Source organism: Acinetobacter sp. YH12151, from assembly GCF_013418355.1.
Classification (GTDB): Bacteria; Pseudomonadota; Gammaproteobacteria; order Pseudomonadales; family Moraxellaceae; genus Acinetobacter; species Acinetobacter pseudolwoffii.
Genome location: NZ_VPCG01000021.1, coordinates 12296 through 31865, shown reverse-complemented (window position 1 = coordinate 31865; position 19570 = coordinate 12296). Strand labels below are relative to the sequence as shown.

Sequence of the window (19570 nt, the reverse complement as noted above, 5' to 3'; positions counted from 1 at the left end):
TTTTGAGTGTAGGTATGGCATTTCAGGATTTAGAAGTCGTTCATGTCGTTGCAATGGATCAGCAGCGCTGTATTGGTAAGGACAATGACCTGCCTTGGCATATCTCAGCCGATCTCAAGCATTTTAAAGAAATCACTCAGGGCGGTGTGATTGTCATGGGCCGCAAGACCCTTGAATCGATGGGACGTGCGCTCCCTAAACGCGTGAACTGGGTCATTAGCCGTGATCCTGACTGGTCTTTTCAAGGCACTAAAGTCGCTCATAACATTGAAGATGCGCTTATTCAGGCAGTTACTGATGTGCAAAACTCAGAAAAACCGACGTCTATTTTCATTATTGGTGGCGGTGAAATCTTTAAACAGACCATGGACATTGCCGACCGTCTGGAACTGACCCATGTTGACCTGGATGTACAAGGTCATGCCTATTATCCTGAAATTCCGGCAGAATTCAAAAAAGTCGCGACCGAGCAACATATTGACGACAAAACCGGGATTGCTTTTGAGTTTGCAACCTACAGAAAATAAAGCCTATTTCTCATGAAAAAGTGACTATGCAGGGACGAGAATATATTTCCAAGCACTGGAGTCTGTGGCTGCTGGGCAGCCTGTTTACCCTCTTTGTCATTCTGTCGAGCCTGTGGCTCAGCCTGATGCTCTGGGTTCAGCAACCTCTCGGCAAGATTGGCAGCTTGATCCTGATTGGTGTTTGGTTAACGTTTTCCCTGCTGGTACTCGGGATCTACTTCACCCGGCACCTGATCTCGCGTAAAGTCGATAGCATTCTATATCTTCTGGTCTTTCTGTTTTGTCTGCTGGGCTATTTTAGTCTGCAAGCGCGTCAGGATCGGGAGTGGAATCCTGAAGTGGCTCAGTTGTTGCACTATGAACAACAAGGCGATCAGGTCACCCTGCACAATATCCGGAACTTTGACTGGCAAGCTGATGGTCGTTATATCGAACGTTGGGAAAGCCGCAGTTTTGACCTGAACCAGATTAGCGGGGTGAATATCATTACCTCCTACTGGATGGGTCCGAAAATTGCCCACACGTTGGTCAGCTTCGATTTTGCCAATCAAAAACCTCTCACTTTCTCGATTGAAATCCGCAAGGAAAAACATGAAGAGTTTTCTGCAATTGGTGGGTTTTTCCGTAAATATGAATTGAGTCTGGTGGCATCGGACGAAAAAGATATTGTGTATACACGTAGTAATATTCGCGGAGAGCAGGTGTATTTCTTTCCGGTAAATATGCCACAAGCTCAGGCCAAAGCCTTATTCAAAGAATATCTGGCCCAGGCCGATGAATTGGCCAGAGAACCCAAGTGGTATAACACCCTGACCAGTAATTGCACCACTCTGGTCTTTGATATGGTTCAGGCAGTATCGCAACAACAATTGCCTTCAGATTATCGACTGTTAGCGTCCGGCTATTTACCGAATTATCTCTATGATCTGAAAGTGCTGGATCAATCCTGGGATATGCACACCTGGTACCAACGGGCGCATGTGAATCCACGAGTCAAACAGAGCGCCGATCTGTCCAGCCAGGAATATTCGCAGCGACTTCGTCAAGGCCTGCCTGCACCTCAGACACATTAACTGGCATTTTTATCACTGTAAATAAAGATACAAAATCAACTGGAACCTGAGTCATTTTTTTGTTTATATACAAATAGCTAGTCAATAATCAGAGTATCTTTCATGCTAAAAAAATTAACTGCAATCGCCCTATTGGGTTCGGTATTGGCTGTGATGGGCTGCGAAACCGTGCCGAATACCGCCACCACACAAACCACGAATCATTTACAACTTTTGCAAAATCGCACCTGGATTGCCACACAGATTGGCAATACTGAAATCAAGACCGCAGCTACTGCACCTCATCTTCCAAGTCTGCAATTTGATGCCAGCACCCAGCGTGTTTCCGGTTCAGATGGTTGTAACCGGATCATGGGCAGCTATACGGCGGGCAAAGATACTTTGAATTTAAGCCAGATGGCAACAACACGCATGGCCTGTATGCATAACGATCAGCTCGATCAGAAATTTAATGAAGCTTTAGCCAAGGTGACGCATTATCAGGTATTTGGTAAAACCCTAAAACTATTGGATCGTCATGGTAATGTGTTAATTCAGCTGGAAAGTGCAGTTCAGCCACGTTAAGACTTCCCTACAAAAAGTCTGTATTGGCGGGCTTTTTTATCTTTCATACTGATGGGCCAGGATTTAACCATCAGCCCAGTTCAATCGAATGAGGAATCAGCCATGCAACAAGCACTTTTTGGTGGTGGATGCTTTTGGTGTACCGAAGCGGTATTTTTACAAATTCAGGGCGTTCAGCAAGTCCTGAGTGGCTATGCCGGCGGTCATACCACTGAGCCAAATTATGAGGCCGTATGCGGCGGTGAAACCGGCCATGCTGAAGTTATTCTGGTTGATTTCGACGAAAACCAGATCAGCTATGCCCAGCTCCTTGAGGTGTTTTTTGCGACGCATGATCCAACCACTTTGAACCGTCAGGGCAATGACGTCGGCACCCAATATCGTTCCGTGATTTATTATCTGAATGCTGAACAAAAAACTCAGGCAGAAGCAGCCATGGATACTTTAAAAAATGAAGGCCTGACTATTGTGACTGAACTCAGCCCGATGCCGACCTTCTATCCTGCTGAGGAATATCACCAAAATTTCTTTGCGAAAAATCCAAACCAAGGTTACTGCAATTTTGCCATTCCGCCAAAACTGAATAAATTACGCAGTAAATTTATGACTTTGTTAAAAACCCATTAATTTGCATAAAAAATGGGGATAAAAAAAGCGACTGAAATCAGTCGCTTTTTTTCGTTAGCTGAATCTTAGTTATCGGTTGCAAAGGCAATATCGCTGAGTCCGGCTCCACTCGCACGCGACATGACTTGAGCTACCGTGTCATAACGGGATTCTTTATCTGCTTTCAGCACAATCGTCGGCTGACGTTCGGTCTGACCTGCTTCATTAAAACGGGTCTGCAATTCGTCTAGGGTCAGGACATTGCCATTCCAGGCAATCTCACCTTCCGCATTGATGCTGATTGTGACATTTTCAGGCGGCAGATCAATAATCTCCGCGGTGGTTTGTGGCAAGGTTAATGGAATTGATGGGTTCGCAACGGTCGCTGTCACCAAGAAGATGATCATCAATACCAACATAATGTCGATGAGGGGAATGAGGTTCATCTCATTCATACCTACATCGTTGTCTTCACCCAGTTGAAAAGCCATTAAGCTTGACCTCCCACTAAACTCTGTTGTGTTACTTTTTCATCAGACTTTTTTGTAGCAGATTCCTGTTGCAACATGGTGTCAATCAACAAGCCATGTGCCTGATCTTGTAACTCATGCGCCAAACCACGATTGAAACGCACACAGATGTTATAAGCCAGTACCGCAGGAATCGCGACGGCCAAGCCTAGACCCGTCATGATCAAGGCTTCACCGACTGGGGTTGCCACTTGTGCCAGACCAGCCTGACCGCTTTTACCCACTGCAACCAGCGCATGGAAAATACCCCACACGGTACCAAACAAACCGACAAATGGTGAAATCGAAGCAATCGTACCGAGGACGGATACCCCTTTCTCAGCATTGGCTTTTTCGGCTGAAATCTGACGTAACAACGCCTGTTCTGCCACTGCCTTACGCTGTTCAAAGCCCAAAGGAGCCAATTTGGTTTTCAGTTGCTCCAATGCTTGAGACAGCTGGGTATAAGCAACTTGTTTAAGCTGGCGAGTGCCCATTAAACGCAGCACAAAAATGGTCCATGTCGCAATCGACATTGCCAATAACACGAAGTACAGCGTTTTACTGACTGCATCAGCGTGTTGCCAATAAACTGAAAAGTTCATCTTCGAACTCCTAATGGGTTAGCCGTTATTTGGTAATTTGAAAATCGAAAGGCTGCTCAACCCGGGTTGGATAAGCCACTCCATTTTCCACATATTTGGTTAGTTGCGCGCGGCGTACCGCTGCTTCTACTTTGCGCGTTACTGCCGGGCTACAACTTGAATTTCGTGCAGTTGCAGAAACCACTTTACCCTGCTCATTCGCTGAAACATCTACTACCAGTGAACAGGCTGATTTTAATTCACCTGCAGAGAGCGAGACTTTTGGTGAACGCTGCCAGGACACGCCCCCACCAATCGATACACTTTTCGGGGATGGCGGCGCAGCAGGTGCTGGCGGTGCCACAGGCGCAGGTGGCGCGACTGGAGCAGGTGCCGGTTTAACTTTAGTTTCAGTGACTACTGTCGGTACAACCGGACTTGGGGTTGGTTTTGCTTCAACGGGTGGTGCTTTCACGACTTTAGGTGCTTCTGCCTTCTTCACCTGTTCTATTTTTTCAACTTTTTTCGGTGGTGGTGGCAGTGGTTTATCTACAATTTTGACTTCTTTGGGCTTAGGCGGCTCTTTTTGTGGCTCGGCCTTCGGCTTTGGCGGTAAAGGTTTGGGTGCTTCCTGCAATTTTACAAAGCGCACTTTAAGCGGCTCTTTCTCTACAGGCTTGAGCTCCGGTGCGTCCATCTGGCTCACTGCCCACAATAGGCCCACATGTCCGACGAACACGGCCGCCAGAATCGAGATGACTTTCTTTTTCATCTTGTTGGGCGGTGTAGGTGTCATGGGAGCAGCAACTTGACTCATTAAATCTATTACCTTGAGGAGATGATGTGAAACAAACAATCAAGCTCATCGGTTAGCACAATTAAAGTACGCCAATAATAAATGAGAAGTGTTTTCATTTGCAACTACTAATCATGCCTTTCACTGACTTTTTTTGCATCAAAACAAAAAAGGCACACTAAAAGTATGCCTTTTTAAATAGGGATGCAAGTTTTATTGGAACACCACAGTTTTATTGCCATCGACAATAATACGGTCTTCCAGATGCCATTTCACTGCACGTGCCAGTACATTACGTTCTACGTCCTGACCGAGTTCACGCAACTGTTCAACGGTAAAGTCATGATTGACACGTTCTACGTCCTGCTCGATGATCGGGCCCTGATCCAGATCGGCAGTGACATAGTGTGCAGTCGCACCGATCAGCTTGACACCTTTTTCATGCGCCTGTTTATACGGATTTGCACCGACAAATGCGGGCAGGAATGAATGGTGAATATTGATCACTTTCATTTCCCACTTGCTTACAAATTCTTCATCTAGAATCTGCATATAGCGCGCCAATACCAACAGGTCATTGCCCTGCATTAACTGGTCAATTTCTGCATAGGCTTCAGGCTTGTTGTCTTTGGTCACCGGCACCACTTCAAATGGAATCCCAAAGTTTTCAACCGCTTCGCGTAAAGTCTCGTGATTCGATACCACCTTGGTAATTTCACATGGCAACCCACCACGGGCATGACGCCATAACAGCTCAAGCAAGGCATGATCGACCTTAGACACCAAAATACCGACTTTCTTCACATCGCTGACCAGAGCCAGACGCCATTGCATGCCGTAACGCTCTGCGACATTTACCGCAAAAGTCTGGGTAATGCTTTCTTTACGGCTTTGCAGATGATCCAGTTCAAATTCAACGCGCATGAAGTAACGGCCGCCCTGCGCTGCTGTCGCATATTGGTCAAGCGCAGTAATATTGGCACCTTGATGATACAAGAAGCTCGAAACAGCCTGCACGATGCCCGGCTTGTCTTCACAAGTAATCAATAAACGTGCGGTGTTAGCAGTCGTCATATTCATGTTGGTTTAAGTCACTAATCAGTTAAATTTAAAATAAGCCGAGTATTCTAGCGCGTTTCCGAGATATTCTGAATAGGCGACTCGACTTCTGTGTTTTTTGCAGATGACAGGCTGGCAAAAAGTTCCGAAGAACCTAGGCTATTTAGCAAACCTTCATAAGTTTGACGGCTTTCACCGCGTAAATAGGCCCCTTCCAGGAACACCATTTGACGGAGTGCCTGCCAGACCCATTTTTCTTCCAGCGTATTGGAATCGGTCAGATGACCTGACATATATAGGAAGTTGGTCCAGTTGGTCAGTACAATCCACAGGTTAATGATCAGTGCTTCAATTTCTGAATCGGTCATGTCCATCAAGCCAGCATTCACAAAAGCCTTATAGATTTTCTGACCTTGCTGCATCACCTCGCCGGCAAAGCGTGGATACATCTTGCGGAAATCTTCGTTATTTTCAACCAGATGATAGACATCGCGATGCAGGAAACGATAAGCCCACAGCTGACTGCTCAGTACCTGAAAATAATGAATCTTGTCATTGGCATCCAGAGCACGATCATCTGGCAGCGCCAGCATTTCCAGAGTTTGCTGCTGGTACTCCTCCATCAGTTCTTTAATAATTTCATTTTTATTACGGAAATGATAATACAGGTTACCAGGGCTCATCCCGAGTTCAGCCGCAATATGATTGGTGGTCACAGAGCGTTCGCCACGCTCATTGAACAGCTGCAAACTGAGCTGCAAGATACGCTCTTTAGTTTTTAAGGTTTTGGTTTGGGACATCCTAAAATAACCATTCAGTTCGTGCATTAGCAGGCTAACACACAAAGTCACTTGACTAATTAGAGTATTTGCTCTAAAAATTAATTAATCGATTTTTGAATAATGGTAGTGCGGCATGAACAGTCACACAAAAACAATATCAATGACACCACATTTTTTTGATGGCCAATACTTAAATGAGCTTTTGGCACAACAAAAACATGCTTACTTAAACTATCCTTTGCCGACGGCAAAGGAACGCATCGATCGTTTAGCTCGACTTAAGCGTATCTTAGTTAAGTATCAAGATCAATTTGCAGAGGCAATTAATCAGGATTATGGTAACCGCTCGATTGGGGAAACCAAAATTGGTGAACTGCTCACCTGTCTGGAACATATCAAATATTATAGCAAAAACTTGACCCGATGGATGAAACCCTCCAAGCGTCATGTGGGCATTATTCATCAACCGGCCAAAGCTTGGGTGCAATATCAGCCTTTGGGCGTGATTGGGATTATTGCACCGTGGAACTATCCATTGTTGCTGTCCATTGGCCCACTCATTTGTGCATTGGCTGCCGGCAACCACGCCATGATCAAGATTTCTAGCGCATCGGCTGCGTTTGGTGAAGTGCTTGAAAAAGCCTTGGCAGAAGCCTTTCCGAAAGAACTGGTCGCAGTGGTTAATGGTGGCGGTGTGATCTCAGATGCCTTCTGTCGTCTAGCCTTCGACAAAATGATTTTTACCGGCTCGACTGCTGTGGGTAAAACCGTGATGGCAGCCGCAGCAGAAAATCTGGTTCCGGTGATTCTGGAACTCGGGGGCAAGTCTCCAGTCCTGGTACATCCATCAATTGATCTGCGTGATGTCGCACAGCGGATTGCGGTGGGCAAACTCTGGAATGCCGGTCAAACCTGTGTCGCACCGGACTATATGTTCCTGCCTCGTGGCAAGACGGCAGAATTTATTGATCATTTTAAAGCCTGCGTAGAAAGTATGTATCCGGATATCACCCATAATCAGGATTACACCTCGATTGTGAATGACAAACAGTACAACCGTCTGCAAGGCTATCTGGATGATGCACGTGAACAGGGTGCTCATGTTATTGAAATCAATCCGCGCCATGAAAATTCCGCTGATCTGCGTAAAATTGCCCCCACCATTGTGACCAATGTCACACCAAGCATGCAGATCATGCAGCATGAAATCTTTGGTCCACTGCTGCCAATCATGGAATATGATCAAATTGATGAAGTTATCGACTTTATTAATAGCCGTCCACGCCCACTTGCTTTATACTACTTCGACTTTGATCAAGCGCGTGCCGATTATGTCGCACAGCGTACCCATTCAGGGCATTTCGGGCAAAATACGGTATTAACCCATGTTGCACAAGACGATCTACCATTTGGGGGTGTCGGTGCATCAGGTATGGGGAAATATCACGGTCCAGAAGGCTTCTTCAGTTTGTCGCATGAACGCTCGGTAATGTCGAATCCCAAGCTGTATAGCTTGAAATACATTCTGCCGCCGTTCAATAAACCGATTCACAAGCTGATTTCGAAGACACTTCTCCGTTAAATGATCAAGGCATGAGCTATCGATATAGCTCGTGCTGCGTTTTGACGAAAATCGCTTGTCTTTTAAGCGCATTTTTGATATAAAACGCCCCTTGAATGATTTCAATCCGTTTATTTTTGACTGGCCATACAGATTTGCTGTTGGCTAAATCAATGGAGTTACACCATGTCTAAGGTTTGCCAAGTTACCGGCAAGCGTCCAGTCGTTGGTAACAACGTCTCACACGCCAACAACAAAACTAAACGCCGGTTCGAGCCGAACCTGCACCACCACCGTTTCTGGTTAGAAAGCGAAAAACGTTTTGTACGTCTTCGTTTAACCACTAAAGGTATGCGTATTATCGACAAATTGGGCATTGAAAAGGTTGTTGCTGACCTACGTGCTCAAGGTCAAAAGATCTAAGGAGTCTGAACCATGCGTGATAAAATTCGCTTAGTTTCTTCAGCTGGTACAGGTTATTTCTATACCACGACTAAGAACAAACGTACTATGCCGGAAAAAATGGAAATCAAAAAATTTGATCCAAAAATCCGTCAACACGTAATCTTCAAAGAAGCTAAAATCAAATAATTTTGGCTTTTTAAAAAAAACGACCCTTTCAGGTCGTTTTTTTTTGCATTTTTTTTACCCCACTTGATAAACTTTCTACATGTTTTGGCACTTTTTGTGCTTATTTCCCAGCAAACCTAACTAAAGGAGTATTTAGTGCCACATGACGTAGAACTCATTATATTATTGGCTGTTGGTTTTGGCTTAGCCCTGGTTTTTGGCTATATCGCTGCACGTCTGCGCCTCCCTCCACTTATCGGCTATCTGGTGGCCGGCATTCTGATTAGTCCCAATACACCCGGTGTGGTCGGCGATATTCATCTGGCCAACCAGCTGGCAGAATTAGGTGTCATGTTCCTGATGTTCGGGGTCGGGATGCATTTCTCGCTAAGTGATCTGATGCAGGTGCGGCGGATTGCATTGCCCGGTGCAATTTTGCAAATTGCAGTCGCCACTCTGCTCGGAGTGGGAGTCTCGATGTTATGGGGCTGGAGCTTTGGCTCTGCGCTCGTATTCGGTTTAAGCCTATCCTGTGCCAGTACGGTGGTTCTACTCAAAGCACTCGGTGATCGTGGTCTGCTCAATTCAATTAATGGCCGGATTGCCGTCGGTTGGCTTTTGGTCGAAGATCTGGTCATGGTCTTGGCCTTGGTATTATTGCCGGCCACTGCCTTACTTCTAGGCGGACAAGCACTTGAAGGTGCGAGCGATGAAAATATCTGGGCCACTTTAGGCATTACCCTGCTGAAAGTCGCAGGCTTTATTGCCTTTATGCTGATTATTGGTAAACGTCTGGTGCCGATGATCATCCAAGTCGTGGCACGTCTGGGTTCTCGTGAGCTGTTTACCCTGACTGTGGTCGCTGCGGCCATCTCGATTGCCTTTGGGGCCTATAAGGTTTTTGGGGTATCTATGGCGCTGGGGGCTTTCTTTGCCGGGATGGTGGTGAAAGAGTCAGATTTCAGTCATCGCGCGGAACAAGAAACCTTGCCGCTGCGTGAAATCTTCTCAATCTTATTCTTTGTTTCTGTCGGCATGCTGTTTGATCCGCGTATTTTACTGGAACAGCCACTCCATGTGCTGACAGTCGTCGGCATTATTCTGATTGGTAAAACTCTTGCAGCAATGGCACTGGTATTGTTCTTCCGCTATCCAATCAATACCGCGCTGACTGTTGGCGCTTCGCTGGCACAGATTGGTGAATTTTCATTTATTTTGGCAGCACTTGGGGTGTCACTGAATCTGCTTTCACTAGAAGGTCAAAACCTGATTCTGGCGGGTGCATTGATCTCGATCACTCTTAATTCCTTTATCTTCTCCGCGATTGAACCGGTACAAAAATGGATTCGGGAACGCTCGACCCTGGCACGCTTACTGGAACGCAGTGGTGATCCATTGGCAATGTTACCCGATGAAGTTTCACAGGATTACTTGCGTGATCAGGTGGTGCTGATTGGTCATGGTGAAGTGGGTCGTCGTATTACCCGTTCATTAATGGAAGAAAATATCAAGGTGGTTATTGCAGAAGAAAACCGCGATATTGTCGAAAATCTGCGTGAAAAAGGTATTGCCGCGGTTTCAGGCGCTGCGACTGAAGCCGGTGTTTTGATCCAGGCGCATATTCAACATGCGCGCTTACTGGTCATTTCCCCTATGGATATCATCGATATTCATAAAATTGTAGATATTGCCAAGACCTTGAATCCGAAAATTCAGGTATTGGTCTGTGCCGAAAGCAAGGAAGAAGCTGAAGCGATCCGTCGTGATAATATCGGCGCGGTGTATTATGCCAAAGAAGAAATGGCGAAAAATATGAGTAATCATATTTTAAACCAGATCGAAATTGCGCATCAGCATCCCCCTTCTCATTAATCTCTCTGCATAAAAAAAGTTGCCCAATGTGGCAACTTTTTTTATGCATAATCACAAGATTTTTTGTAATAAGCTGACTTCAAATCATCAGGAGTAAAATCAAAGAAACGAGGTTTTCATTTCTTGAAACTCACCTTGAGCTCGTACTTAAAATCCAACTTATTCCCCAACCCTTTAAAATCAAAAAGCACACCGATAGTGTGCTTTTGAATACATTGTAATCTTAACTCATATACTTCGGCTCTTCATCTACGACTTCAGCCTGCCATTCATTGACCTGCTGTTCCAGCAAGCCATACAGGGCCGCCTGAATCATCTGCTGCGCAATCACAGGCGTCTGCTCTCCGAGTAGAGCCTTCACCTCGTCATTAAACTGAATCATGACCAAAGGCTGTTTATGCGAACCTGCATTGCGTAAAGCCAAGGCACCACCTTCAAGTTGAACGAGTTCTAAAATCGCGTCTTGATTACCAAATAAGTCTTTCAACTGTTCTATAGACATATATCCTCCATGTTCAACATGGTGGCAAAGAGCCGGGTGCACTTTGCATCATTAGAGTAATTGATATAGGGTTAAAAATTCTAATTTCAAGTACGGTCGATCCGATTAAAATTCAATCATCTCATTGCGAAAACCATCGATGAGTTGTGTTAAGTCACGATGCCATTCTCTTAATATAGCAGGATCAGGTAACCATGCTTGTGGAGACTGTGTGACTTTAATGATGAGATTTGAGGAGGTTTCGTCTTCGGGTTCCGGTGTACTCGGTTCAGGCGCATACTGGCACAGACGATAGGCACGTTTCAGTTCAGCAATGAAACCGCTCTTGGATAAGTGTTGTAATACGGCTACTTCGGGTGAAATCTGGCCTTTGGCTGCCATTAGTTCTTCGATCGATTTCAGCGTCGGATTGGCATCATTCAGGCGATAGTAACGCACCAGTTCCTGCAAAAATGCCAATAAAGCGCCATGTAAATGAAATACAGTCGCCTCACGTTGTGCCTGAGCCTGTTGCACATGCTGGGTTTGCTCTGCCTGCTGGCAGGCAAGACGGGCAAAATACAGTTTTTGATTGGTACGGTCCGCATGATAGCGAGCAACACGGGTCATTGATATTTCCTAAGGTTTTAAACAAATTTTGGCTTTTATAAAGTAAAAGGTTCGCTTTCATTTCGCAATCAAAACATGTTTAAACTGAATCCATCCAGTACTGAAATCCAGAAAATCTAACTGCCTGCACGAGTACAACCATGAGCACAACAAGGTTAAATTTCAGCCATAAAAAAGGAGCATATCAAGTGCACTGCTGTCCCACAATTTTTACAAGAGGAAGCTCATTTAAGCTTCCTCTTGTTTGATGGGGACTTTATCGGGTGAAAATAACGCTTTTAAGGTTTTTATTTCAAATAAATTCACTTGAATTATTCTGAGTAAGCGCTGAACTGTCCAGCCTTTTTTCCCTAAATGTTGAGCGAAACTTACCAGTAAATAGGCGATCATCGCAATCCAGATTTGCGTCTGAATGGCGTTCTTGCTTCGGCCTAAAAAGGCTTTTAATTTCAGGTTCTGTTTAATCACTTTAAAGAACAATTCAACTTTCCAGCGGTCTTTGTAAATCGCTGCAATGGTAGAGGCAGCTAGATGAAAGTTATTGCTGAGAAAGCTAAAGTGCTTGCCACTTTGCTGATCTCTATATTCAATTCTTCTTAATACGGGGGCTTTTCTTTTTAGGGCATGTGCGCTATTTAGCTGAATGGTTTCATCTTTTAGAATGCCTTTGGATTCAAGCACGGGATGTTGCTGGATCACCTGATACACCGATTTAGGTCTAAAACGTGTCACAAAGCTAACGTTTTGAGCGCTTAGATTCGCATACCATTGATAATCGACATAGCCTTTATCAAAGACCACAATGCTGCCAGCAGGAAACTGGAATTTTCGGCCTTGTACCATGTCATTTTCTTTACCATTTTCAACTGCAACAAACTCAGGAATATCATTGCTGTGATTCAATCCTATGCTGAGTTTCATGCTGGCTTTTGAGTCGTGAACTTTGGCCCATTCACATAAGGAAAGCGACAGGTCAATATGACTGGCATCCAGGGAATATAATGGATTCTTAAAGCGAAATTTATGGGCTACTTTTGAGTGTTCATAGTATTTAAGCAACTTGTGAAAGAGCTGTTGGTACAAGGCAGCGGGCTGCTGCTCATTGATTCGTGCCAGTGTACTTCGAGGAATAGACTTTGCTCCGAAATGACTCAGTTTTTCCTGTTGGCACTCCAGATTGGATTGAATATCTCTCAGACTTTGCCTGCAGGAAAGTTGAGACATCAAGATGGCAATAAACTGATCCCATCTTGAAGCCGCTCTAAATTTCTGTCCAACATGGTGTACTTTAGCAAGTTGCTCAAAATCCTGTCGCACGACGGGTTTAATAAGCTGATGAAATACGGTATTCTGATGTGACAAAACCTGAATCCTGGTCGTTAAAGTGTTTGTTTGCACTCATATTTTAACGATTTGGACTCAGGTTTTTTATTTAAATCAAACTATGGGACAGCAGTGATATCAAGTGCTCCTTTTCCAGTTTAAGCCTCGGGCTTATCTTCTGCTTGTTTTACCCGGATTCCATGTCCGTGCAAGCGCAAAGTATTCAGGCCTTTAATGGCTTTGATGGCTTCACGTGCATGCGGCATTTCTACAAAGGCAAAACCTTTTGATTTCCCGGTTGCCGCATCGAGCACCAAAGTACAAGTATTCACTGTGCCATATTCCTGGAACAACTTCAGCAACTCGGCTTCTGTGACCGTACGTTCTAAATTACGAACTAAAATTTTCATCTGATAACCTTAAGAAGATAGGCAAAAAATATCAAAAAGCACGCGCCTACTCTACTTTTTGTATGCAACAACTTTGCTATAGTTTAATCGAGATCAATGCCAAAATCTAAATTAATCGATTGACGTTCAATTAAGGCACTTTTCACGGTCTGCTGCCGGGTTTTGTAATGGGTTTCCGTGGTGCATAAATGCCGGGTGAGATCATTCAAGAAATAACTTGCGACTTTACGTCCCTGCGCATCGACCGTTTCCCGCGCCCAGTGATTCAGATTTTGTTTGGTTAGAATCAATTCATTTTTGGCTCGGGTCAGCGCCACATACAGCACACGACGTTCTTCTTCAACATCATCAAAGTCGCCTTGGGCGCGTGCATGCGGATAATTTCCCGGCGTGACATTGGCCACATAACAGACATTCTGTTCGGTGCCTTTTGCTGAATGAATGGTAATCAGGGTCACCACATCATGATCGGACTGGCGTTCAATTTCCGAAATCGACACTGGATCGAGCACATATTCCTCTAAAAATTCACTTAGTTGTGAATGCTTGGAGGCCAGTTGTTTCACCAGTTCAAAATCACCCTGACGACGTGGCCAGTCTTTTTTATAGTTCTCTGCCAGTTGTGTTTCAATTGCCTGAATCGCAAGACTGACACAAGCCTGCACTTCGCCTTTCAGCACGCTCATCTGCTTCATGATCAGAATCGCATTTAGAGGTATCTTGCCAAATTTCTCCAGTTTATCGGAGATTTTATCGATTTCAGGTTCCAGCAAAATGTGTTGCGCCAGCTTGCTTGCACCGACATCACCGACACCATTCCACAGGGTCAAGAAACGCATCCAGGCGATATCATCCAGCGGATTGGCGACCACACGCAGCATGCTGAGCAAATCTTTGACATGTGCCGTTTCCAGCAGCTTCATACCGCCAATAAATCGATACGGTACATTGGCCGCGATACAGGCTGCTTCAATATGCCGCGCGGCAAAACTGGAACGCACCAGTACCATATGTTCGCCCCATTTGCTGCCCTGTAGATAATGACGCTCTTTAATATCAATTGCGATCCATTTGGCTTCATCAAACTCATTCGGAAATATATGCATGCGCGGCTTTAGGCCCTCGCCACGATAAGCTTCCAGACGTTTGTCATATTTGATTTCAGACTGATCCAGCAGCCAGTTGGACAGATCCAGAATTTCCTGGGTCGAGCGGTAGTTTTTTTCCAGTTTAAAAATCTGCGCATCTGGTACCCGTTCTTTGAAATGATGAATATTTTCAAAGTCTGCGCCACGGAAACCATAAATCGACTGGGCATCATCGCCGACACAAAACAGGCTGATCCGGTCTTTCAGCGGCTCCAGCAAGGCCCATTGCAGTGGATTGGTATCCTGCATTTCATCGACCAGCATATGTCGACAGATTAAAGCCACATAATCGACCAAGCCTTCTGATTGTGCCAAAGCTGTCGCCACCACCGCCAGAATATCGTCATAATCCAGAAAACTGCGCGCCTGTTTGCGTGCTTCATATTCCTTCATGATCTCGGCAATTTGATCTTTCAGCGCCAAATATTCCGGCATCTGCTTTTCCAGCGCGAGACTGAGCTTCTGCCGAGTATTACGTGCAAAGGAATATAAATCGCAGAGTTCTTGTGGCTTGGGCAGATGATTGGGATTTTTTTTGTCATCACGACCCCGAATCAGACGGAACATCATCAACTGATCATCACGATCAATAATCGAGAACTGTTCCAGACCAAAGGCCTTCGGAATACGGCGCAACAGATACATACAGAACGTATGAAAGGTCGAGGCACGCAGACCTTTGGCTTGATCCCCCAAGGCTAATTCCACCCGCGCTACAATTTCACTGGCTGCACGGCGGGTAAAGGTCAGAATCTGAATCTGGTTGGCGGGTACACCCCGCTCAATCAGGTAAGCTGCACGTGCCACGATGGTCTTGGTTTTGCCACAACCTGCCCCGGCCAGCACCAGACTATGTTTTGTTTCTGTGGTCGATGCTTGCTTTTGTTGGGGATTTAATTCATCAATCAGGTTGGCTAAACTCATTTTCACTCATCGTTTTGTGGATGGCTGTAGTTTAGCAGATCGCTCTTATAATTATGGCTTTTCATCCGCCCTGAAACAGCAGCAAATTTTATCTCTTGATTTGTTTGCTAGAGGGTCGACAGCATGGATGCCGTCTGCTGGATTGAGATTTGACATACTCCCACCACTTTCACGATGTTCAAGTGGGGGATTCTAAAAGCAAAAGCTCTTAGGTGACTTCCTCACGGATTTCACTTGCTTTCTGCTTCGCAAGGCGACCTTTACCGCATCCACCCTCCACAGACAAAACGATGTGTCCCACCGCCAAAATGTTGCGAGAAGCATTAATATCTGCATTCTCGCTAAAACTACACTCGACACACTCAAAGTTTGCTTGAGTAAGCCTATTTTCTTTTGCAACATGACCACATGAACTACAAGTTTGACTTGTATATCTAGGGTCAACTTTAACAAGCAAACCACCTCGCCATTGCTGTTTGTACTCCAACATACCAACAAGCATTGACCAACCTTGATCCAGGATTGATTTATTTAAGCCGGACTTGGCTTTAACATTCTTTCCTTTTTTCTCGATTGAGCCTTTCGCTGACTTCGACATATTGGCTACTTTTAAGTCCTCAACTACGATCATTGCGTGGTTTTTGCTGAGAGTTGTCGTGACTTTGTGCAAGTAGTCATGCCGAATATTGGCAATATGATGATGTAATTTATTGATCTTGAGATTCAGCTTTTTCCAATTTTGACTGAACTTGTTTTTCTTTCTCAGCTTGCGCTGAAGCCTAGCCAACTTTACTTGATTGGCCTTGAAACTATTGATCGGGTCGAATACTTGACCACTAGATGTTGTAATTAAATTTTTAACACCTAAATCAATGCCAACGGCTGATTTTGATGGGTGGACTGGTGCTTCTACTGTGCTTTCAACACCGAAAGAGATATACCACTTTCCAACATGCTTTGAGATTGTGACATTCTTGATTTCACCAAGAATCTCTTGTGACTTTCTGAATTTCACAACGCCAATGTCATTAGGTAACTTAACTTGGTTGCCTTTAACCCAACAGTATCTATTGAATTGAACAATACGAATGGAATCATAGCCATTAGATTTCTTTTTGAATCGTGGCATGAGTGGTCTAAATTGGACTTCACGACCATCCGGCAATTTAAAGAATCTTGGTTTTTTGGCTTTAAATGGTTTTTGCTTTAACTTGGCTTGTTCTTTCGGGTCAAAGAACTTCCCCCAGGCATCACCAAGATCACGCACTTTTTGTTGAAGTGAAACGCCATTTGAACTATTTTCTAGAAAAGCACACTCAGGTTTTTTTCGTAATTCAGGAATTTTATTGACTAAATTAACTTTGTTGATTCGCTCATTATTAGCAAGCATCTCGAACGATACAGCTAAAATTTGATTCCAAACAAAACGTGCAGAGCCAAGCAACTTGTTTAAAACAAGCTCCTGCTCTGCATTAGGCTCAAGCCTAAATTTATACGCTTTGTTGATTTTCATAAATGAGTATGTATGTGTTAATATAATAAAATGCTATCATTAAATGAACAATCAAACAATGACTGAAATCTATAAAAACCGCTATTCAGCCTTTAACTTACACGTACACCTAGTATTTATTACAAAGTACAGAAAGAAAATTCTAAATGATCTACATCATAAGTATTTTATTGAGTGTGTAGACGAAATATGCAAAGATTTTGATGCAGAGCTAAAAGAATGTAATGGTGAGGCTGACCATGTTCACATGCTTATTCAGTACCCACCAACTGTTCAGCTTAGTAAGTTGGTGAATAATTTAAAATCGGTAACAAGCAGAAGAATGCGGAATGAATTTTTAGATTTACGTGGTAGTTATGCAAAACCTGTTTTATGGTCACGATCTTATTTTGCAGGGTCGTGCGGTGGTGCGCCCTTAGATATTATTAAGAAATACATTCAAAACCAACAAGGTTAAAATCTGTGAAATTCACCTCCACCCTGACTGTCGGGTGGAGTCCTCTTTCACTTACAGATAGGGATATTTCCTCAATCCAGCAAAGGATTTTTGTTACCTTGCGAAGCAGTGCTTCTCATTCATGAAAAGCAAGATCTGCTTATGCATTATTATCTGCCATTACGTAAAGCTTGTGCAGCAATGACGATCTTGTAAAAGAAAACTAAATACGCTGTTCCTCAATATTTTTAATTGTTTTGGACACTGCTTTTTCCAGATTCACTTCCGCATTTTTTAAGGCTTCTTCCCGGCTACAATCTGGTGGATTAATCCCGATAATCTGACTAAATCCAGACTCATATAGTGACTCAATCCCATCCCCCACCAGTCCAGCAAATGCAAGCACCGGTTTATTGAATTTTTGTGCTACTTGTGCCACGCCAAATGGGGTTTTGCCTAATTTAGTTTGATGATCAAGCTTGCCTTCACCAGTCAGAACATAATCGGCTTGAGCTATTTTATTGGCTAAATCTGTCTGCTGAATGATGAGTTCCACACCTGATCGAATAGAAGCAGCTGTGAATGCCATTAAGCCAAAACCGAGTCCACCTGCCGCACCCGCACCTGCAACATGACGATGATCACGTCCAATGTGCCGAGCAACCAGATCGGCGAAATGACTGAGGTTTTGATCCAGTTGCTTGACCATTTCCAGTGTCGCACCTTTTTGTGGGCCAAAGATCGCTGAAGCACCATTGGGTCCACACAGCGGATTATTCACATCCGATGCAATGATAATTTCAATATCCGCCAGCCGTGAATCCAGTTCGGATAAATCAATTGCTATGATTTGATCTAGGTTTCCACCGCAAACCTGTATTTCTAATCCTTGGGCATCTAAAAACCGAGCGCCTAAGGCCTGTATCATTCCCGCACCGGCATCGTTCGTCACACTGCCACCTAAGCCAATGATGATTTTACTGGCCTCTAAATCGAGCGCAGACTTGATCATTTCTCCTGTGCCACAGGTTGAGGTCAGCAGAGGATTACGCCTTGCAGCTTCCAGCAGATCTATGCCATTGGCTTTGGCCATTTCAATGATTGCGGTTTTTCCTGCATCAATTACGCCAAAATACGTCTGGATGCGCTGATCAGGCAATGGCCCTGTCACTTCACAGGGAATGCGCTGTCCTTTTGAACTTGAGATCAGTGTATCGACAGTGCCTTCCCCTCCATCCGCCATAGGAACATGAATGCACAAAGTATCAGGCAACACGTTTTGAATGCCACGCTGCATGGCCTGACAGGCTTGTTCAGCACTCATACTTTCTTTAAAGGAATCTGGAGCAAGAACAAAAGTAAGCGGCATATGGTTATTTTTATCTATCAATAAAGTCTAGATTCTGGATAAATCCAAGAGAATCTACAAGTCTTTATTTCCAGCCCAACTCAATTGCTGTGATCTCATTAATCAGGGTCTGATCCAGAGATCCCGGCATTTTACTCGTGGTTTCGGACAGCGGGATATGTCCTGCCATCAGTTCTGCCTTGGCTTGTGGGAACACAGGTTGCTGATCTGGAAATGCATAACCTATTGGATAAATCGGCTGACCTGTGGCCAGATCATATTTATCACTGGCACCAAAGGCATGCAGTAACTCATGTACCAAAACAATTTTATTTTGTTCAGACTGCTTTTGAGAGGCAAACAGGTTGACCGAACCAATCCGGCCTTTTTGCAAGGCAGTTGAATGCTTTAATTGCCGGGTTTGTGCCGGATCATAATAATTTAAAAACAGGGTCAGACTGGCAGAAGGGTCCGAACTTTGTTGCTGTTTCCAGGCATAAAATCGAAACTTTAAACTCCATACAACAGTATCGAAAATTGAGGCCTGCTCAGGGACTTTAGGCGGTAAAACTTTAAGCTCACGACCCAAATTAAAATAAAAATAAGTGGGTTGATTACGATATTGCTGTGCTGATTTTTGTAGAAAGTCTCTTGCCGTTTCTAGATCCTGAACTGACAGTTGCTGGATGTATTGCTGTGTGGTCGGTAATCCATCTGCATTAATCGGATGCAACAGAACCATGACCGGCTTTGACCAGTTCTGATTTTGATCACGATAGGCATTGACTGCAACGATCAATAAAATACTTAATAAAATCAGAATCCGAATCTTTTTCCACATATCCCCAAGCAAC

At 44.4% G+C, this 19570-nt stretch carries 22 protein-coding genes; 9 read left to right on the top strand and 13 right to left on the bottom strand.

Going from position 1 to position 19570, the window contains the following annotated elements; translation table 11 throughout:
* Positions 1-14 precede the first annotated feature (14 nt).
* The 4 genes from FTU82_RS09360 to msrA all read left to right on the top strand — a co-directional run bounded on the left by FTU82_RS09360 (position 15) and on the right by msrA (position 2791).
* Complete coding sequence (locus tag FTU82_RS09360) at positions 15-527, top strand: dihydrofolate reductase (RefSeq protein ID WP_159516217.1); 513 nt, start codon at positions 15-17, stop codon at positions 525-527.
* A gap of 26 nt (positions 528-553) precedes the next feature.
* A complete protein-coding gene (locus tag FTU82_RS09355; protein ID WP_005095536.1) occupies positions 554-1600 on the top strand; it encodes a DUF4105 domain-containing protein in 1047 nt (348 codons plus the stop codon).
* Positions 1601-1702: 102 nt separating this feature from the next.
* The gene (locus FTU82_RS09350; protein ID WP_074383989.1) at positions 1703-2164 is read left to right on the top strand and encodes an META domain-containing protein; all 462 of its coding nucleotides are present in this window, start codon (positions 1703-1705) and stop codon (positions 2162-2164) included.
* A gap of 102 nt (positions 2165-2266) precedes the next feature.
* On the top strand, positions 2267-2791 hold the full coding sequence (msrA, locus tag FTU82_RS09345) for a peptide-methionine (S)-S-oxide reductase MsrA (RefSeq protein ID WP_180101284.1): 525 nt from the start codon (positions 2267-2269) through the stop codon (positions 2789-2791).
* A gap of 65 nt (positions 2792-2856) precedes the next feature.
* On the opposite strand, the gene FTU82_RS09340 is transcribed toward msrA, so the two are convergent.
* The 5 genes from FTU82_RS09340 to FTU82_RS09320 form a co-directional block, all read right to left on the bottom strand.
* A complete protein-coding gene (locus FTU82_RS09340) occupies positions 2857-3261 on the bottom strand; it encodes a biopolymer transporter ExbD (RefSeq protein ID WP_005172785.1) in 405 nt (134 codons plus the stop codon).
* On the bottom strand, positions 3261-3884 hold the full coding sequence (locus FTU82_RS09335) for a MotA/TolQ/ExbB proton channel family protein (RefSeq protein ID WP_100534638.1): 624 nt from the start codon (positions 3882-3884) through the stop codon (positions 3261-3263). Before FTU82_RS09335 ends, FTU82_RS09340 begins: the two co-directional genes overlap by 1 nt.
* Positions 3885-3909: 25 nt before the next feature.
* On the bottom strand, positions 3910-4680 hold the full coding sequence (locus tag FTU82_RS09330; protein ID WP_180101283.1) for an energy transducer TonB: 771 nt from the start codon (positions 4678-4680) through the stop codon (positions 3910-3912).
* Positions 4681-4872: 192 nt separating this feature from the next.
* A complete protein-coding gene (gene purU / locus FTU82_RS09325; RefSeq protein ID WP_005095527.1) occupies positions 4873-5739 on the bottom strand; it encodes a formyltetrahydrofolate deformylase in 867 nt (288 codons plus the stop codon).
* A gap of 47 nt (positions 5740-5786) precedes the next feature.
* Positions 5787-6518, bottom strand: a complete 732-nt coding sequence (locus tag FTU82_RS09320; protein ID WP_034608773.1) for a TetR/AcrR family transcriptional regulator — start codon at positions 6516-6518, stop codon at positions 5787-5789.
* A gap of 115 nt (positions 6519-6633) precedes the next feature.
* On the opposite strand from FTU82_RS09320, the gene FTU82_RS09315 reads away from it, so the two are divergent.
* The 4 genes from FTU82_RS09315 (at position 6634) to FTU82_RS09300 (ending at position 10503) form a co-directional block, all read left to right on the top strand.
* On the top strand, positions 6634-8082 hold the full coding sequence (locus FTU82_RS09315) for a coniferyl aldehyde dehydrogenase (protein WP_005172791.1): 1449 nt from the start codon (positions 6634-6636) through the stop codon (positions 8080-8082).
* Between the two features lie 165 nt (positions 8083-8247).
* Positions 8248-8484: a 50S ribosomal protein L28 gene (gene rpmB / locus FTU82_RS09310; RefSeq protein ID WP_000048256.1), complete on the top strand. Its 237-nt coding sequence runs from the start codon at positions 8248-8250 to the stop codon at positions 8482-8484.
* Positions 8485-8496: 12 nt separating this feature from the next.
* Positions 8497-8652 (top strand): 50S ribosomal protein L33, encoded by a 156-nt coding sequence (gene rpmG / locus FTU82_RS09305; protein ID WP_001205031.1) that lies wholly within the window; start codon positions 8497-8499, stop codon positions 8650-8652.
* Between the two features lie 135 nt (positions 8653-8787).
* The gene (locus FTU82_RS09300; protein ID WP_180101282.1) at positions 8788-10503 is read left to right on the top strand and encodes a cation:proton antiporter; all 1716 of its coding nucleotides are present in this window, start codon (positions 8788-8790) and stop codon (positions 10501-10503) included.
* Between the two features lie 223 nt (positions 10504-10726).
* Here the strand turns inward: FTU82_RS09300 and FTU82_RS09295 are convergent, their stop codons facing one another.
* From FTU82_RS09295 to FTU82_RS09270, 6 genes are all read right to left on the bottom strand, one after another.
* Positions 10727-11005 (bottom strand): hypothetical protein, encoded by a 279-nt coding sequence (locus tag FTU82_RS09295; protein ID WP_004278462.1) that lies wholly within the window; start codon positions 11003-11005, stop codon positions 10727-10729.
* Positions 11006-11110: 105 nt separating this feature from the next.
* Positions 11111-11614: a DUF6586 family protein gene (locus FTU82_RS09290; RefSeq protein ID WP_005172799.1), complete on the bottom strand. Its 504-nt coding sequence runs from the start codon at positions 11612-11614 to the stop codon at positions 11111-11113.
* Positions 11615-11842: 228 nt separating this feature from the next.
* Positions 11843-12976 carry an IS4 family transposase gene (locus FTU82_RS09285; RefSeq protein WP_180101281.1) on the bottom strand — a complete coding sequence of 378 codons (1134 nt, stop codon included), beginning with the start codon at positions 12974-12976 and terminating at the stop codon, positions 11843-11845.
* A gap of 119 nt (positions 12977-13095) precedes the next feature.
* Positions 13096-13347 (bottom strand): RNA-binding protein, encoded by a 252-nt coding sequence (locus FTU82_RS09280; RefSeq protein ID WP_005095517.1) that lies wholly within the window; start codon positions 13345-13347, stop codon positions 13096-13098.
* 83 nt (positions 13348-13430) lie between these two features.
* Positions 13431-15419 (bottom strand): ATP-dependent helicase, encoded by a 1989-nt coding sequence (locus FTU82_RS09275; RefSeq protein WP_180101280.1) that lies wholly within the window; start codon positions 15417-15419, stop codon positions 13431-13433.
* Between the two features lie 208 nt (positions 15420-15627).
* Complete coding sequence (locus FTU82_RS09270) at positions 15628-16932, bottom strand: RNA-guided endonuclease TnpB family protein (RefSeq protein ID WP_180101279.1); 1305 nt, start codon at positions 16930-16932, stop codon at positions 15628-15630.
* Between the two features lie 43 nt (positions 16933-16975).
* On the opposite strand from FTU82_RS09270, the gene tnpA reads away from it, so the two are divergent.
* Positions 16976-17389 carry an IS200/IS605 family transposase gene (gene tnpA, locus FTU82_RS09265; RefSeq protein ID WP_180101278.1) on the top strand — a complete coding sequence of 138 codons (414 nt, stop codon included), beginning with the start codon at positions 16976-16978 and terminating at the stop codon, positions 17387-17389.
* Positions 17390-17591: 202 nt separating this feature from the next.
* Here tnpA and FTU82_RS09260 read toward each other — a convergent pair whose 3' ends face one another.
* A complete protein-coding gene (locus FTU82_RS09260) occupies positions 17592-18737 on the bottom strand; it encodes a glycerate kinase (RefSeq protein ID WP_180101277.1) in 1146 nt (381 codons plus the stop codon).
* A gap of 64 nt (positions 18738-18801) precedes the next feature.
* Positions 18802-19557 carry a hypothetical protein gene (locus FTU82_RS09255; RefSeq protein WP_005172813.1) on the bottom strand — a complete coding sequence of 252 codons (756 nt, stop codon included), beginning with the start codon at positions 19555-19557 and terminating at the stop codon, positions 18802-18804.
* Positions 19558-19570 lie beyond the last annotated feature (13 nt).

Excerpts from the sequence above, each read along its gene's own strand:
- FTU82_RS09260 (WP_180101277.1), bottom strand. The coding sequence starts at position 18,737 with ATGCCGCTTACTTTTGTTCTTGCTCCAGATTCCTTTAAAGAAAGTATG.
- FTU82_RS09275 (WP_180101280.1), bottom strand. The coding sequence starts at position 15,419 with ATGAGTTTAGCCAACCTGATTGATGAATTAAATCCCCAACAAAAGCAA.
- FTU82_RS09255 (WP_005172813.1), bottom strand. The coding sequence starts at position 19,557 with ATGTGGAAAAAGATTCGGATTCTGATTTTATTAAGTATTTTATTGATC.
- FTU82_RS09270 (WP_180101279.1), bottom strand. The coding sequence starts at position 16,932 with ATGAAAATCAACAAAGCGTATAAATTTAGGCTTGAGCCTAATGCAGAG.
- FTU82_RS09330 (WP_180101283.1), bottom strand. The coding sequence starts at position 4,680 with ATGAGTCAAGTTGCTGCTCCCATGACACCTACACCGCCCAACAAGATG.
- msrA (WP_180101284.1), top strand. The coding sequence starts at position 2,267 with ATGCAACAAGCACTTTTTGGTGGTGGATGCTTTTGGTGTACCGAAGCG.
- FTU82_RS09360 (WP_159516217.1), top strand. The coding sequence starts at position 15 with ATGGCATTTCAGGATTTAGAAGTCGTTCATGTCGTTGCAATGGATCAG.
- FTU82_RS09320 (WP_034608773.1), bottom strand. The coding sequence starts at position 6,518 with ATGTCCCAAACCAAAACCTTAAAAACTAAAGAGCGTATCTTGCAGCTC.
- FTU82_RS09350 (WP_074383989.1), top strand. The coding sequence starts at position 1,703 with ATGCTAAAAAAATTAACTGCAATCGCCCTATTGGGTTCGGTATTGGCT.
- FTU82_RS09295 (WP_004278462.1), bottom strand. The coding sequence starts at position 11,005 with ATGTCTATAGAACAGTTGAAAGACTTATTTGGTAATCAAGACGCGATT.
- tnpA (WP_180101278.1), top strand. The coding sequence starts at position 16,976 with ATGAACAATCAAACAATGACTGAAATCTATAAAAACCGCTATTCAGCC.
- FTU82_RS09290 (WP_005172799.1), bottom strand. The coding sequence starts at position 11,614 with ATGACCCGTGTTGCTCGCTATCATGCGGACCGTACCAATCAAAAACTG.
- rpmB (WP_000048256.1), top strand. The coding sequence starts at position 8,248 with ATGTCTAAGGTTTGCCAAGTTACCGGCAAGCGTCCAGTCGTTGGTAAC.
- FTU82_RS09355 (WP_005095536.1), top strand. The coding sequence starts at position 554 with ATGCAGGGACGAGAATATATTTCCAAGCACTGGAGTCTGTGGCTGCTG.
- purU (WP_005095527.1), bottom strand. The coding sequence starts at position 5,739 with ATGAATATGACGACTGCTAACACCGCACGTTTATTGATTACTTGTGAA.
- FTU82_RS09335 (WP_100534638.1), bottom strand. The coding sequence starts at position 3,884 with ATGAACTTTTCAGTTTATTGGCAACACGCTGATGCAGTCAGTAAAACG.
- FTU82_RS09280 (WP_005095517.1), bottom strand. The coding sequence starts at position 13,347 with ATGAAAATTTTAGTTCGTAATTTAGAACGTACGGTCACAGAAGCCGAG.
- FTU82_RS09340 (WP_005172785.1), bottom strand. The coding sequence starts at position 3,261 with ATGGCTTTTCAACTGGGTGAAGACAACGATGTAGGTATGAATGAGATG.
- rpmG (WP_001205031.1), top strand. The coding sequence starts at position 8,497 with ATGCGTGATAAAATTCGCTTAGTTTCTTCAGCTGGTACAGGTTATTTC.
- FTU82_RS09315 (WP_005172791.1), top strand. The coding sequence starts at position 6,634 with ATGAACAGTCACACAAAAACAATATCAATGACACCACATTTTTTTGAT.